This is a genomic window from Chryseobacterium sp. UYP7, assembly GCF_056279225.1.
Genome location: NZ_JBWBQW010000001.1, coordinates 755,404 through 768,531, shown reverse-complemented (window position 1 = coordinate 768,531; position 13,128 = coordinate 755,404). Strand labels below are relative to the sequence as shown.

The following is a 13,128-nucleotide window of genomic DNA, read 5'->3' as shown; positions in this document are numbered from 1 at the left end:
TTTTATTTTTTTATATCTTTAACTTAAAATTACGCATGAAAAAAATAATTTCTCTAATTCTGATATCGTTCTTCATTCTAAGTTGTGCTCCTCAAAACAAAGTGGCAGCCAATAAAGAAAACCGCGAGATGAAACCTGTTAAAAACGACGAGGGCGAATGGGAGCTGGATGTTCTGGACTCTCAATACAATTATTTCCTGAATGCCATTGCAAAACCTATGAATATGTATTCTGAAACTTACCTGAAAAGTAAAAACTCCTTTTTGGTAAGCGAGTGGAACGCTTATTATTTTTCCGGCAGATATGGGAATGTTATAGAATCTTCTATCGATTATGATCCCAGAGAAAATTACGGTTTAAAATTCGAATATAAACTTTACCAGGTTTTTGCTTATGTTCAATGGAAATACGGTCTAAAACTGAATGGTTTGAGCCAGGCTGATGTAAGATAATCGGAGTATTAATGATTTTATAGTAATTCATATAAAAAAAAAGGTTCAGAAACTCTGAACCTTTTTTATAGTCATTAATAAAACATTATTTATTGAATTTTTCTTCTACTTTATCCCAGTTGATCACGTCGAAAAATGCCGTAACATAATCTGGTCTTTTATTTTGATATTTCAAATAATACGCATGTTCCCAAACATCAAGACCCAAAATTGGCGTTCCCTGACAATCTGCAACAGGCATCAAAGGATTATCTTGATTTGGAGAGGAGCAAACCGCTACTGAACCATCGTCTTTTTTACATAACCAAGCCCAACCGGAACCGAATCTTGTTTTTGCTGCTTCTGTAAAATCGGTTTTAAATTTATCGAATCCACCATACGTTTCAAGGGCTGCTTTCACATTTCCTACGGGTTCTTTGCTACCACCTGGCGTTAATATTTCCCAGAAAAGAGAGTGGTTAAAATGTCCGCCACCGTTATTTCTAACTGCCGCTTTATCTGTTCCTGTTTTGCAAACTTCTTCGATAGTTTTACCTTCTAAATCTGTTCCTGCAATTGCTTTATTTAAATTATCTACGTAGCCTTGGTGATGCTTCGTATAATGAATCTCCATTGTTTTTGCATCAATCGTTGGCTCTAAAGCGTCGTAGGCGTATCCTAATTCTGGTAATGTGAACATAATATTATTTTTTTGTTAGTATTCAAATTTACTCAATAATTGCCCCAATTCCAAAGAAGCGGGATTACTTTAATAAATCTTTAACATTGACGAAAGCAAAAAATCGCTCCTTCGAAACGATTTCATGCTTTGTAAGTGTAGTAATTATGACTTCGAATTATGCCTTCAATTTATTTATTTCTGGCTTTTGATTTAGACTTTACCTTATTAGATTTGCTATTATTAGAAAATTGCATTGCATCATTAGCATTTCTTTTTCCCTGAAGGTAGCCTTTGCTGTAGCCCGCTCTCAGGTTTTCTCTATATTCTGCATTCTCACCACTAATAGCGGGAGCATTTGCATTTCCTTAATCCAGATTTTGCCATTGTGAATTTACGGGCGTTACTTTTGGCTATTCTCCGGCAACTTTATAAAAACCAGACTGATATCCAGATTCATAAGTCCCATCTGCAGATTATGCACTGCAAAAACCTGAAATTAAGATTGCTGAAAATAATAGAAGTGACTTTTTCATATCATAATTTTTTTAAAATTGAACCTAAATCATTGAACCTCCTTCAATTGTACAAATTTTTGCTAATCTAAAAATAAAAAACCCTTCAACAGAAAGGTTTTAAAAATTAATCTACCACAGAAATATCGGTTAAATAATAATTATATAATTTAAGACTTTTTAAATTTTTTGCTATTTTTTGCTACTTTTAGCTGTCTCAATCTGCGTTTCTACCTGTTTTGCATAGAAAACCCCTTGTATGAATCCTTTATTATATTCCGTATTAGTAAGACGCTCAATTTTGGCACGTTCAGCATTAAAGCGTGTAGAACTTACTAAACTATAGTCGGCTTCTTGCCAACCTGTATTAGTCGTCATATCAATTGAAACCACTCCTATAACACTCGCAAAACCATCGCGGTAACCTTGTTCGTAATACACTGAGTTCTGTGCAGAACTAAGAGAAAATAAGAGAAAAACAGAAAAGACCGTTAATAATTTTTTCATTGCAGTAATTTTAAATTTTTAGACTTAAAGTGATGTTTTAGTGAAGAGTTCTGTTAAATCAACTTCTTATTAAAAGTAAGACAAATTTCTGAAGACGAAATACAAAACGAAAAACCGTTCGGTAATAAATTATATTGAAATTATTTTTTTAAATAGTTAGAATTACCTATTATTATTTCGATTTTTTTTTCGCATTATTTAATGAATTAAGATATGATAATCCATCAATTTTGCCTTGTTTACAACCGTTAGAAAAACTTTGTCCCCCATAATTTACATGTAGTATTGGCACTCCTTTCTCATCTCTATACAGCTCGTCTTTTGTTTGCCAATCATTAACCATAGGAACTGTTTTTGGTGCTACTCCAGCTTCTTGCTTAAAACATTCGGTATAACCATATCCAAATTTGCCATCAACAGACTGTGCACTGCAAAATCCTGAAATAAATATAACAGAAAAAAAGAAGAGTAACTTTTTCATAGTATTAAGAATTTAACATTAATATATTCTGACCATTTCAAATATACAATTTTTTTTACATAAAAAAAACCGCTCATTTCTGAGTGGTTTCTCTATTTATATTTAAGTTTTGGTTATCGGTTCATAGACATTAAAAACTCTTCGTTATTCAAAGTATTTTTCATGCTTTTGTTTACAAATTCCATTGCTTCCACTGGATTCATATCTGCTAAATATTTTCTTAGGATCCACATTCTCTGCTGCGTTGTTTCATCCATCAAAAGATCGTCTCTTCTGGTACTTGATGACACAAGATCGATAGCAGGATACGTTCTTTTATTCGCGATTTTTCGATCTAGCTGAAGTTCCATATTTCCGGTGCCTTTAAATTCCTCGAAAATAACTTCATCCATCTTAGAACCGGTATCAATTAATGCTGTAGCGATGATGGTTAATGAACCACCGCCTTCAATGTTTCTTGCCGCTCCGAAAAAACGTTTTGGTTTGTGCAACGCATTTGCATCAACACCACCTGAAAGGATTTTCCCAGAAGCCGGAGTAACCGTGTTATAAGCTCTCGCCAAACGAGTAATTGAATCTAATAAGATCACAACATCATGACCACATTCTACCATTCTTTGCGCTTTCGATAAAACCAGATTTGCCACTTTTACGTGTTTATCTGCAGGTTCATCGAATGTAGAGGCAATCACTTCTGCATTTACGCTTCTTTCCATATCGGTTACCTCTTCCGGTCTTTCATCGATGAGTAAGATCATCATATAAGCTTCCGGGTGATTGGCTGAAATTGAATTCGCAATATCTTTCAACAACATGGTTTTACCAGTTTTCGGTTGTGCCACGATCATGGCTCTTTGTCCTTTTCCGATTGGCGTAAACAGATCAACAATTCTTGTAGAAAGGGTAGAATTTTTTCCGGTTAAATTAAATTTCTCTTCCGGGAATAATGGCGTTAAGAATTCAAAAGAAACCCGGTCTTTAATAAATTCCATATCGCGACCATTTACTTCTGTCGGCTTTAATAAAGAGAAATATTTTTCGCCTTCTTTCGGCAAACGTACGATTCCTTTTACGGTATCACCTGTTTTCAAAGCGTAATTACGGATCTGATTCGTAGAGACGTAAACATCGTCTGGAGAAGAAATGTAAGAGAAATCGGATGAACGTAAGAAACCGTAGTTATCAGGAAGAATTTCCAAAACACCTTCAATCGTTACTAAGCCATCAAAATTGAATTCTTTTTTAGAATGATCATCTTGATTATCGGCGTTCTGCTGATTTTTATTTTGGTTCGGATTCTTATTTTGGTTCGGATTCCTGTTTTGATTAGGATGATGAGGTTTGTTCTGATTTGGGTTCTGATTAGAATTAGGATTTTGATTCCCGTTCCCATTTTGATTTACATTACCATTATCATTTCCGTTCTTGTTCTGGTTTGGATTCCCGTTTCCGTTTTGATTTGGATCCTGATTGGGATTTTGATTCTGGTTAGGATTTTTATTCTGATTTGGATTTTGGTTCTGATTAGGATTCTGATTTGGGTTTTTCGCCTTTGCAGGTTTTACCTCCGTTTCCTTCTCTGCCACAACTTCTTCTGCAGAATTCTCCGCAACCACTTGCTCTTTCGCTGGTGGAGTGCGCTGTCTTTTTTTCTTTGCTTCTGAATTTTGCTGTTTGGACTCTTCCATTACAGGCTGCACTTTTTCCTTGGTTAGATCTTCAGCATTAGATTCTTCAACCATTGCGACCGCATTTTCTGTAGTTTCAATTGCTACAGCCACAACTTCAGCCGGTTTCTCGACTTTCTTTCTGGGTGCTGGTTTTTTTGCAACCGCCTTTTTGGGAGCAGGAGTTGAATTTTCTTCTGTAGTCATAGGAGTTTGGGTGGCGTTATAATAATCTTTTGCAACTTTCGAGTTAGAAGCCTGAAAATCCAGGATCGCAAAAACTTTATCATTTTCAGTGCTATTTTTAGCAACTTTAACGCCTAAATCCTGGGTGATTTTAGCCAAGTCCGTATCGGATTTCGACTGTAACGTTTCAATATTGAACATAAATTGTTATGTTAGAAGTATTTTATAAGTAAGTGTAAGTAAGAAGGTTAAGTCAGGCGACTAGTCCCTTTTTAGATCGTTTGTATTGCAAATCTACACTAATTTTCGAATAATGCAAAAAATTATTGCTATTTTTGCACCTGAACCTCATCAAAATGTTGCAAAGAATACAGACTGTTTGGATATTTTTAGCGATCCTAGGCGCCATATTTCTGTTCGTTACCGGACAGGATTTTTCCCTCTTCGGACCCGTGCCTTTTATCTCTGTAGTTTGTGTTGCACTTGTTTTGCTGGGATTTATTGCTATTTTAAGTTACAAAGACCGAAAGAGACAAATTCTGCTGAATAACCTTAGTATTATTATAAACGCTTTGTTGCTCGGTTTATTGGCGTATTGGATACTCAACTTACCTGGAGGAATTAATTTTCCTGAGAAAGGTATTGAGCCGCTTTTCCCGCTCCTTTCTATAATATGTTTGTTTATTGCGAACGTTTTTATAAGAAAAGACGACAGGCTCGTAAAATCTGTAGACAGACTCCGCTAAACTCACAACGATTTTTTTTGAGTGAAACAGTTCCTTCCCGGAGCTGTTTTTTTTTATGACCAAACCTTAAAAATATTTATCTTTATCGAAAATACTCCATGAATAAAATCTTTTTACTATTTGTTTTGATGTCTTCTACGCTAACTTTCGCTCAGGATGTTTCTAAAGAAAGAATAACAGAAGTTCTTTCTACCCTGGCTTCCAACGAAATGAAAGGCCGCGAAATCGGAACTCCCGAAAATGATTCTGCCGCAACATTTATTGCGAAACGATTTGAAGAAAACAATTTAGACTTCTGCACAGGAGACTCCTATCTTGTTCCTTTTAATTACAAAGGAAAAACAGTTTATAACGTTTGCGGAATTAAAAAAGGAAAGACCGACAAAACCTTAGCTTTTACGGCACATTTCGATCATATTGGTTCCACGAATAAAAAAGGCGACAACGTTTTTAATGGCGCCGATGATAACGCAAGTGGCGTGACAACCGTGATTGGTTTAGCCGATTTTTTCAAAACTGAAAAGCCCGATTTCTCTATGATGTTTATCGCTTTTAATGGGGAGGAAAAAGGAATGAAAGGATCAAAAGCCATTTCGGACTTACAAAATTTACAATCGAAATACCAGGATATTACGGCATTATTTAATTTTGAAATGGTGGCGACCGTTTCAAAGTTCGGGTCGAATGCTTTAAATATGACAGGTGACGAATTTTCTGATCTGGACGAACTGTTTAACGGCAGAGCGGTAAATGGTCTTAAAATATTCCCGGATCCTTATTTGGGACAAAATCTTTTTTACCGTTCCGACAATGTAAGCTTTGTGAAAAAGAAGATCATCGCTCATTCTTTTTCAACTGTAGATATGAATACCGCAAAACATTATCACCAGCTGAATGATGATTTAGAAGTCGTTAATTTTGACAATCTCACCCAGATCATTAATAATCTTGGCAAAACCATAGAACAGTTAACGCCGGAAAATTTTGCGCCGAAATACAACAGCAGCGTGAATTTCAATTAAATACAGTTTCCTCTCAAAATTCCGTAATTTTGCGCCTTAAATTCCTTAAATGAAACCATTCCAAAGAATTCTTTTTTTCGCTAAACCTCATCAAAAATATCTTTTTGCAAGTATGTTTTGCAACATTATGTATTCGATTTTGAATATTTTTTCTGTGGCTACGATGCTTCCTATTTTGGGTTTGATGTTTGGAACGGTAGAAAAAGTGAACACTTCAAATCCTCCCGTTAATTCCGGGCGACTGGTCGATTTTTTTGGATATGCGAAAGACTGGGCTTACTTCACGATCCAAACCGCCATCGATAAAAATGGGGCTGTAAAAGTTCTCGCGATCCTTTGTGCGATTACCGCAGGAGCTTTCTTATTACGAAACTTATTTCGCTATCTGGGTTCCTATCTTCTTGTAAATTACAGGGTCGGAATTACAAAAGATCTGCGAACTGCGATGTATGACAAATTTCTGAAACTGCCCGTTTCTTTCTTTACAGAAAAAAGAAAAGGCGATATGATGTCGCGTATTTCTAATGATATTGGCGGCGTCGAAGGTGGCATTATGGGAAGTCTGGTAGATATTATCAACTCGCCTTTTATGATCATTACTTCTTTAATTACGCTATTTATTCTCTCTCCGAAACTCACTTTATTCTCTTTGCTCGTGTTTCCAATTATGGGCTGGTTGATCTCCTGGGTTGGGAAAAGTTTAAAGAGACAAGCCACCGCAGCACAGGAAGAGCTGGGAAACTTATTTTCTTTAGTTGACGAAACATTAAAATCTTCAAAAGTCATCAAGATTTTTAATGCCGATAAAATATTAAAAAACAGATTTAATACGACCACAGATAACTGGCAGAAATATGCCATTGGAATGAGTCGCCGCCGGGAATTGGCTTCCCCGATGAGTGAATTTTTAGGATCTGTTACTATTTTGATCATTACCTGGTTTGCAGGCGTTCAAATTCTTACCGCACAAACCATGGAGCCGGAAACCTTTCTTGTTTTTATTGCCATGTTTTTTCAAATATTAGATCCTGCGAAAAAATTATCGAGCGCCATTTCAAATATTCAAGGCGGAATGGCGAGTTTAGACCGTGTTTCCGAAGTTTTGGATTACGATTTAAAAATTGACGAAATTGAAAATCCTGTTCCGATCTCTACTTTAAAAAACCAGATCCAATTTAAGAATATTGGATTTTTCTACGATAAGGACAATGTTATTCTAAAGAACTTTGATCTTACTATTGCGAAGGGTAAAACTGTTGCGCTGGTTGGTCAATCCGGTTCCGGTAAAACAACGATTGCCAATTTACTGGCAAGATTTTACGATGTATCTGAAGGCGAAATTTTGGTAGATGGCGAGAATATTAAAAATTTAAAGGTCGTAGATTACCGAAACCTTTTAGGCATGGTTACTCAGGAATCTGTTCTGTTTAATGATTCTGTGTTCAATAATATTTTGATGGGGAAACCAGAAGCTACCGAAGAAGAAGTAATGGCAGCAGCAAAAATTGCAAATGCGCACGAGTTTATTCAGAATTTACCTGATCAGTATTATACGAATATTGGCGACGACGGTAATAAGCTGTCGGGCGGACAAAAGCAAAGAGTTTCCATTGCAAGAGCCGTTCTGAAAAATCCGCCGATCATGATTCTGGATGAAGCAACTTCGGCTTTAGATACCGAAAGTGAAAGATTCGTACAAGATGCTTTAGAAAAGATGATGGAAAACCGAACTTCTCTCGTTATTGCACACCGACTTTCAACCATTCAAAAAGCCGACTGGATCGTTGTTATGGAAAGGGGCATAATTGTGGAGCAAGGAACGCATCAGGAATTATTTGCGAAGAACGGCATGTACAGAAGACTTGTTGACCTGCAGAATTTTGGATAATGAATCCAATACAGGAATATTTTTATCAAATTGAAGAGCCTCATCAAAGTACGCTTCTATATTTGCGGGAAAAAATCCTGAAAAGTCACCTCGAAAATATCACCGAAACGTTGAGTTTTGGACTGCCATTTTTCAAGTATAAAAAAAAGATGCTCTGTTATTTCAATTACAGCAAAAAGCACAAAAAATATTACATCAGTTTTCACCATGGTGACAAATTAGCGGATCCAAGGCTTTTACAGGAAGGTCGGAAAATATTTAAAATTTTACTTCTGGAAGAAAATGAAAATTTGCCTACTGATTTTATATTGGAAATTTTAGAGGAGGTCAAGCAATTTATTAAGCATAAAAAAATATATTCTTAATTTAAAGGTCTTCACTTCGACTATATTTACCACGATGAAAAAATATATTTTACTTTCTGCTTTGTTTTTCTCCACCTTTTATTTGGCTCAAAAAACAACCGTACTTCCACCCTCCCAAAAAACTGATCCAATTTTAGCTGCTTCTGTAATTCCGCCCACTTTTCCGGAGGGAAATGAAGCCTTTACAAGACTGCTTAATTCCACCTTTATGGTTGAAAACATTGACTGTAGCGTAAATGGAATTCAAAAGACGATAATAGATTTTGTAGTAGAAAGAGATGGTTCGATTACAGATGTGAAAACGACTGGAAGTAATCCAACTCTTAATAAGGAAGCTGTAAGAACAGTGAAAGCAATTCGACAAAAATGGAATCCTGGAACTTTAGATGGCAAAAACGTACGAGTACGATTTAAACAACCTTTTAAATTGGTTTGCGAATAATTTGAAATTTTTCTTCGAAAATATACAAAAGCAAACAACCCGTTCCATAACACAAAATATCGATCCAGCTAAAACTGTTTCCAACTACAATTGCTGCGATACTTCCCGGTTTCAAACCTAAGACATCTGCAATTTTAAAATACTGCAAAAACTCAACGATTACGGAAAAAATAAAAATTCCGACAATTAGTTTTGTTCTGTTTTCTATTTCGAAAAAAGTTAAGATTAAAGTGTAAAGAAGAATTACGACAATCACATCGCCCAAATAAGCACGAACGAAAAAGATATTTTTGAAAACGGTAGCAACTAAAACTTCGATTAGAAAAATTCCAATCGAGAGTAGAAAATATTTGAGGCTAAACTTCATAAAATTAAATTATTGAGTGGTTATTTGGTCTCTTTCTTTCTTCACGAAACGCAAAATACGCCAATCCGCCATAAAATCCGCCGAAAAATAAAAACCTTCCGTAGTTTGTCATTACAGTTCCATCTCCCAGTTTTACAGGATGCGTAATTCCCAAATATTCTAAAAAATATTCCATGAGCAGGGTTATTAATATTACCGGAAACAACAACAAAATTTTCAAAAACCTGAACTTCAGAATATGGCTTTTCTGATCTTCTGATATCTCCAATAACAGAAATTTATTGGCGATGAACAGGGATATAAAGGTGTTGAAAACGATAGAATTAAACCCTAAATCATCATAAAAATAAAATAATCCAGCTATTAATACGATTGAAAAAATAATCCTTCTCCATAATTGTGGGAAAAACACAAGGAAAATAATAGGAAAAAAAAGCATCATATCATAAAAGAAGAGCGCTACATATTGTTTAGCGATCTCGTGATTTATATTGTTGCCAAAAACCAGAATATAAAGGTATTGAAACATTAAAACTGCGTAAGAAGCAGTAAGTTCGTATTTCCAGAACGTAAATTTATTTTGAAATCCAATCATAAAATAAATTATCTCCCAATCATTTTCTTAATAGAATTCAGCTTCATCAGCGCTTCAATTGGCGTCAAAGTATTGATATCGATTTTTAACAATTCTTCCCGAATATTTTCTAAAACCGGATCATCTAACTGAAAAAAGGAAAGCTGCAGACTTTCTTCTGTAATTGCTTTTGCTGAGTTTTTGGACCCACTGTGCGATCGGCTTTTTTCTAAAGTTTTTAAAACTTCATTGGCGCGATTTACTACTTTTGAAGGCATTCCGGCTAACTTCGCCACGTGAATACCGAAACTGTGTTCGCTTCCGCCCGACAATAATTTTCGTAGAAAAACAATGCTTCCTTTATGTTCCTGAATAGAAACGTGGAAGTTCTTAATCCTTTCAAAATTCACGGTCATTTCATTGAGTTCGTGATAATGTGTCGCGAACAAAGTTTTCGCCTGCGTTGGATGTTGATGCAAATATTCCGCGATCGCCCAGGCAATCGAAACTCCGTCGTAAGTTGAAGTTCCACGTCCGATTTCGTCTAAGAGGATCAGACTCCTTTCGGAAATATTATTTAAAATATTCGCAGCTTCATTCATTTCCACCATGAAAGTCGATTCGCCGGAAGAGATATTATCCGTTGCTCCAACTCTTGTAAATATTTTATCTAAAACTCCGATTTCAGCATGTTTCGCCGGAACAAAACTTCCAATTTGAGCTAATAAACAAATGATTGCAGTTTGTCTTAATATCGCAGATTTCCCCGCCATATTCGGACCGGTAACCATAATAATTTGTTGCGAATCTTTAGACAGAAACAAATCATTCGGAATATATTTCTCCCCTAAAGGCAAAGCATTTTCAATAATCGGATGTCGGGCTTCTTTTAAATCAATTTCAAAACCTTCGTTCAAAACTGGCTTTGTATAAGATTCAGAAACAGCGAGTTCTGATAATCCGACGCCACAATCCAGTTCCGCAATAATTTTAGAATTCTCCTGAATCTGATCGATGTAGATCATCACATTTTCACAAACTTTCCGATACAGTTGATTTTCAATTTTAGAGATCTTCTCTTCAGCGCCGAGAATTTGCTCTTCGTATTCTTTCAGTTCTTCTGTAATATATCTTTCTGCATTCACCAAGGTTTGCTTGCGGATCCAGTCTTCAGGAACTTTATCTTTGTGAGAATTTCTTACTTCAATAAAATAGCCGAATACATTATTGAAACTGATCTTCAAGCTCGTAATTCCGGTTCGTTTAACTTCACGATCACACATTTCATCCAGGAATCCTTTTCCTTTAGTTTGAAGTCCGCGCAAATGGTCGAGTTCTTCTGAAATGCCGGTTTTAATTACATTCCCTTTAGAAATATTAACGGGAAGTTCCTCATTCAGATAATTGGTCAAATAATTAATGAGTTCCTCCATATTAAGCAACGGAGACAAACATATTAAAACCTCATCATGTGGATGGAGCAATTCTTTAATTTGTTTAATGTTGATCAAACTCTGACGAAGATAACCTACTTCTTTCGGTGATATTTTTTCGGAAGCCAATTTTCCCATTAAACGGTCTAAATCCGAAATGGATTTTAATAACTGAACGATCTCATATTTCAGATTTTCTTCTTTATTAAAAAACTCGATCAGATCTAATCTTCTGTTGATCTCATTCACCGATTTTAAAGGTAGAATCAATCGTCTTCGCAACAATCTTCCACCCATTGGAGTTGAAGTTTTGTCAATAATATCAAGCAATGATTTTCCTTGTTGACTACTTGAATAAACGATTTCTAAATTCCGCAAAGTAAAATGATCCATCATTAGATAGTCATCTTTCGGAATCAATTTTATCTTGGTGATGTGCTGTAAAAGTGCATGATGCGTATCTTCAACCAAATAAGCGAAGATCGCTCCGGCTGCGACGATTCCTAATTTCAGATCTTCAATCCCGAAACCCTTTAACGAATTGGTTTTGAAATGATTAGTTAACTTCTCGTAGCCATAATTGTATTGAAAAGCCCAGTCTTCTAATTTAAAAGAACTGCGATTTACAAGTTGTTTCGGAAGTTCGGTGCGACGCTGATAAATGATTTCACTCGGATCGAAAGTTCCTACGATATGAAGAAGCTGTTCCAGATTTCCTTCCGAAGTCAAAAATTCTCCTGTCGATACATCGACCAAAGCCAATCCATATTTCTCTTTTTCTTTATGAATAGAAAGAAGGAAGTTATTTTTCTTGGAAGTTAAAACCTGTTCATTAAACGTAACTCCGGGTGTCACCAGTTCAGTAACGCCCCGTTTAACAATTCCTTTGACTCCTTTTGGATCTTCCAGCTGGTCACAGATCGCAACACGAAGTCCGGCTCTCACCAATTTCGGCAAATAAGTATCCACTGAATGATGTGGAAAACCAGCGAGTTCGATATGACCGTCACCGTTGGCTCTTTTGGTCAAAACAATTCCTAAAATCTGAGAAGTTCTAATCGCATCAGTGCCAAAAGTTTCGTAGAAATCTCCCACTCGAAACAGCAAAAGCGCATCAGGATATTTCGCCTTGATGGTATTGTATTGCGTCATTAAAGGAGTTTCTTTCTTCTGCTTCATTATTTATAAAAGTTTTCTGTAAGATAAAAAATGGTATCTATAAAAAATAGGATACCGTTTTGTGAAATTATATTTTCGTCGTGTAGATCTTCAAAAATAAGTCCTAATGTTTCATTACTGTAATCATTATTACGGATATTTGTGAAATGATTAAATTCAAGAAATTTTTTAATTAACTCTAAATCAACAGGTTCAGTTGAATAAATGAATTTCTGCTTCACTACGGCAAACAGAGTTTCATCAATTAATTTAAACCCCAGAAGTTCGTACTTAGTAGATTTGAAAAAGTAGTTATGAATAAGAAGTGAGTTAAAATAGTCTCGCCAAAACTCGTAGAAAATAGTATCATTTAGTTTAATGAGACTTACGTCATTGAGTCTGTAAACTTTCTGTTCTGCGCCTTCTCCTATGAAATTTTGATCGTCAATAAGTTCTTCATAAAAAAGTACATTACTTTTTATAAAATGAATTAAGCTTCTTTCTTCTTCACTTTTGAGATGCTTGATTTTCGGATCTTGGAAACTTGGGATTTCATTTCCGCCAAGGTAAACTTGCGCCCTTTTGATAAGGCACTCGTCGCCAATTTGTCCATTTCCGATAATGATATTTTGTAATTCATTTTTAATCGCATTCATTCATAAAATAT

At 35.5% G+C, this 13,128-nt stretch carries 14 protein-coding genes; 6 read left to right on the top strand and 8 right to left on the bottom strand.

Translation table 11 applies throughout. The features are described 5' to 3' along the window. Nucleotides 1–35: 35 nt before the first annotated feature. Nucleotides 36–452 carry a DUF6146 family protein gene (locus ACZ9HT_RS03635; RefSeq protein WP_476039081.1) on the top strand — a complete coding sequence of 139 codons (417 nt, stop codon included), beginning with the start codon at nt 36–38 and terminating at the stop codon, nt 450–452. Between the two features lie 85 nt (nt 453–537). Here ACZ9HT_RS03635 and ACZ9HT_RS03630 read toward each other — a convergent pair whose 3' ends face one another. The 4 genes from ACZ9HT_RS03630 to rho all read right to left on the bottom strand — a co-directional run bounded on the left by ACZ9HT_RS03630 (nt 538) and on the right by rho (nt 4,667). Continuing rightward, nucleotides 538–1,134: a superoxide dismutase gene (locus ACZ9HT_RS03630; protein ID WP_476039202.1), complete on the bottom strand. Its 597-nt coding sequence runs from the start codon at nt 1,132–1,134 to the stop codon at nt 538–540. A gap of 683 nt (nt 1,135–1,817) precedes the next feature. Then, entirely contained in the window at nt 1,818–2,132 is a 315-nt protein-coding gene (locus ACZ9HT_RS03625) for a hypothetical protein (protein WP_476039080.1), read from the bottom strand. Between the two features lie 172 nt (nt 2,133–2,304). Then, the gene (locus tag ACZ9HT_RS03620; RefSeq protein ID WP_476039079.1) at nt 2,305–2,613 is read right to left on the bottom strand and encodes a hypothetical protein; all 309 of its coding nucleotides are present in this window, start codon (nt 2,611–2,613) and stop codon (nt 2,305–2,307) included. A gap of 113 nt (nt 2,614–2,726) precedes the next feature. After that, a complete protein-coding gene (gene rho, locus ACZ9HT_RS03615; RefSeq protein ID WP_476039078.1) occupies nt 2,727–4,667 on the bottom strand; it encodes a transcription termination factor Rho in 1,941 nt (646 codons plus the stop codon). A gap of 155 nt (nt 4,668–4,822) precedes the next feature. Here rho and ACZ9HT_RS03610 point away from each other — a divergent pair, with 155 nt between their 5' ends. From ACZ9HT_RS03610 to ACZ9HT_RS03590, 5 genes are all read left to right on the top strand, one after another. Further along, nucleotides 4,823–5,212 (top strand): DUF4293 family protein, encoded by a 390-nt coding sequence (locus ACZ9HT_RS03610; RefSeq protein ID WP_476039077.1) that lies wholly within the window; start codon nt 4,823–4,825, stop codon nt 5,210–5,212. Nucleotides 5,213–5,310: 98 nt separating this feature from the next. After that, nucleotides 5,311–6,234: a M28 family metallopeptidase gene (locus ACZ9HT_RS03605; RefSeq protein ID WP_476039076.1), complete on the top strand. Its 924-nt coding sequence runs from the start codon at nt 5,311–5,313 to the stop codon at nt 6,232–6,234. A gap of 49 nt (nt 6,235–6,283) precedes the next feature. Then, nucleotides 6,284–8,122 carry an ABC transporter ATP-binding protein gene (locus tag ACZ9HT_RS03600; RefSeq protein ID WP_476039075.1) on the top strand — a complete coding sequence of 613 codons (1,839 nt, stop codon included), beginning with the start codon at nt 6,284–6,286 and terminating at the stop codon, nt 8,120–8,122. After that, nucleotides 8,122–8,487: a DUF1801 domain-containing protein gene (locus ACZ9HT_RS03595; protein WP_476039074.1), complete on the top strand. Its 366-nt coding sequence runs from the start codon at nt 8,122–8,124 to the stop codon at nt 8,485–8,487. Before ACZ9HT_RS03600 ends, ACZ9HT_RS03595 begins: the two co-directional genes overlap by 1 nt. A gap of 34 nt (nt 8,488–8,521) precedes the next feature. Beyond that, the gene (locus tag ACZ9HT_RS03590; protein ID WP_476039073.1) at nt 8,522–8,929 is read left to right on the top strand and encodes an energy transducer TonB; all 408 of its coding nucleotides are present in this window, start codon (nt 8,522–8,524) and stop codon (nt 8,927–8,929) included. Here ACZ9HT_RS03590 and ACZ9HT_RS03585 read toward each other — a convergent pair. The 4 genes from ACZ9HT_RS03585 to ACZ9HT_RS03570 are packed head-to-tail and all read right to left on the bottom strand — an operon-like array spanning nt 8,910 to nt 13,117. After that, a complete protein-coding gene (locus ACZ9HT_RS03585) occupies nt 8,910–9,296 on the bottom strand; it encodes a ribosomal maturation YjgA family protein (RefSeq protein ID WP_476039072.1) in 387 nt (128 codons plus the stop codon). The genes ACZ9HT_RS03590 and ACZ9HT_RS03585 overlap by 20 nt on opposite strands. A gap of 4 nt (nt 9,297–9,300) precedes the next feature. Continuing rightward, nucleotides 9,301–9,891: a hypothetical protein gene (locus ACZ9HT_RS03580; protein WP_476039071.1), complete on the bottom strand. Its 591-nt coding sequence runs from the start codon at nt 9,889–9,891 to the stop codon at nt 9,301–9,303. Between the two features lie 8 nt (nt 9,892–9,899). Beyond that, nucleotides 9,900–12,485 carry a DNA mismatch repair protein MutS gene (gene mutS, locus ACZ9HT_RS03575; RefSeq protein WP_476039201.1) on the bottom strand — a complete coding sequence of 862 codons (2,586 nt, stop codon included), beginning with the start codon at nt 12,483–12,485 and terminating at the stop codon, nt 9,900–9,902. Then, nucleotides 12,482–13,117: a putative polyvalent protein kinase domain-containing protein gene (locus ACZ9HT_RS03570; protein WP_476039070.1), complete on the bottom strand. Its 636-nt coding sequence runs from the start codon at nt 13,115–13,117 to the stop codon at nt 12,482–12,484. The genes mutS and ACZ9HT_RS03570 overlap by 4 nt, the downstream gene beginning before the upstream one ends. Nucleotides 13,118–13,128: the final 11 nt, after the last annotated feature.

Excerpts from the sequence above, each read along its gene's own strand:
- ACZ9HT_RS03610 (WP_476039077.1), top strand. The coding sequence starts at position 4,823 with ATGTTGCAAAGAATACAGACTGTTTGGATATTTTTAGCGATCCTAGGC.
- ACZ9HT_RS03625 (WP_476039080.1), bottom strand. The coding sequence starts at position 2,132 with ATGAAAAAATTATTAACGGTCTTTTCTGTTTTTCTCTTATTTTCTCTT.
- ACZ9HT_RS03600 (WP_476039075.1), top strand. The coding sequence starts at position 6,284 with ATGAAACCATTCCAAAGAATTCTTTTTTTCGCTAAACCTCATCAAAAA.
- ACZ9HT_RS03635 (WP_476039081.1), top strand. The coding sequence starts at position 36 with ATGAAAAAAATAATTTCTCTAATTCTGATATCGTTCTTCATTCTAAGT.
- ACZ9HT_RS03605 (WP_476039076.1), top strand. The coding sequence starts at position 5,311 with ATGAATAAAATCTTTTTACTATTTGTTTTGATGTCTTCTACGCTAACT.
- ACZ9HT_RS03585 (WP_476039072.1), bottom strand. The coding sequence starts at position 9,296 with ATGAAGTTTAGCCTCAAATATTTTCTACTCTCGATTGGAATTTTTCTA.
- ACZ9HT_RS03620 (WP_476039079.1), bottom strand. The coding sequence starts at position 2,613 with ATGAAAAAGTTACTCTTCTTTTTTTCTGTTATATTTATTTCAGGATTT.
- ACZ9HT_RS03590 (WP_476039073.1), top strand. The coding sequence starts at position 8,522 with ATGAAAAAATATATTTTACTTTCTGCTTTGTTTTTCTCCACCTTTTAT.
- ACZ9HT_RS03595 (WP_476039074.1), top strand. The coding sequence starts at position 8,122 with ATGAATCCAATACAGGAATATTTTTATCAAATTGAAGAGCCTCATCAA.
- ACZ9HT_RS03580 (WP_476039071.1), bottom strand. The coding sequence starts at position 9,891 with ATGATTGGATTTCAAAATAAATTTACGTTCTGGAAATACGAACTTACT.
- rho (WP_476039078.1), bottom strand. The coding sequence starts at position 4,667 with ATGTTCAATATTGAAACGTTACAGTCGAAATCCGATACGGACTTGGCT.
- ACZ9HT_RS03570 (WP_476039070.1), bottom strand. The coding sequence starts at position 13,117 with ATGAATGCGATTAAAAATGAATTACAAAATATCATTATCGGAAATGGA.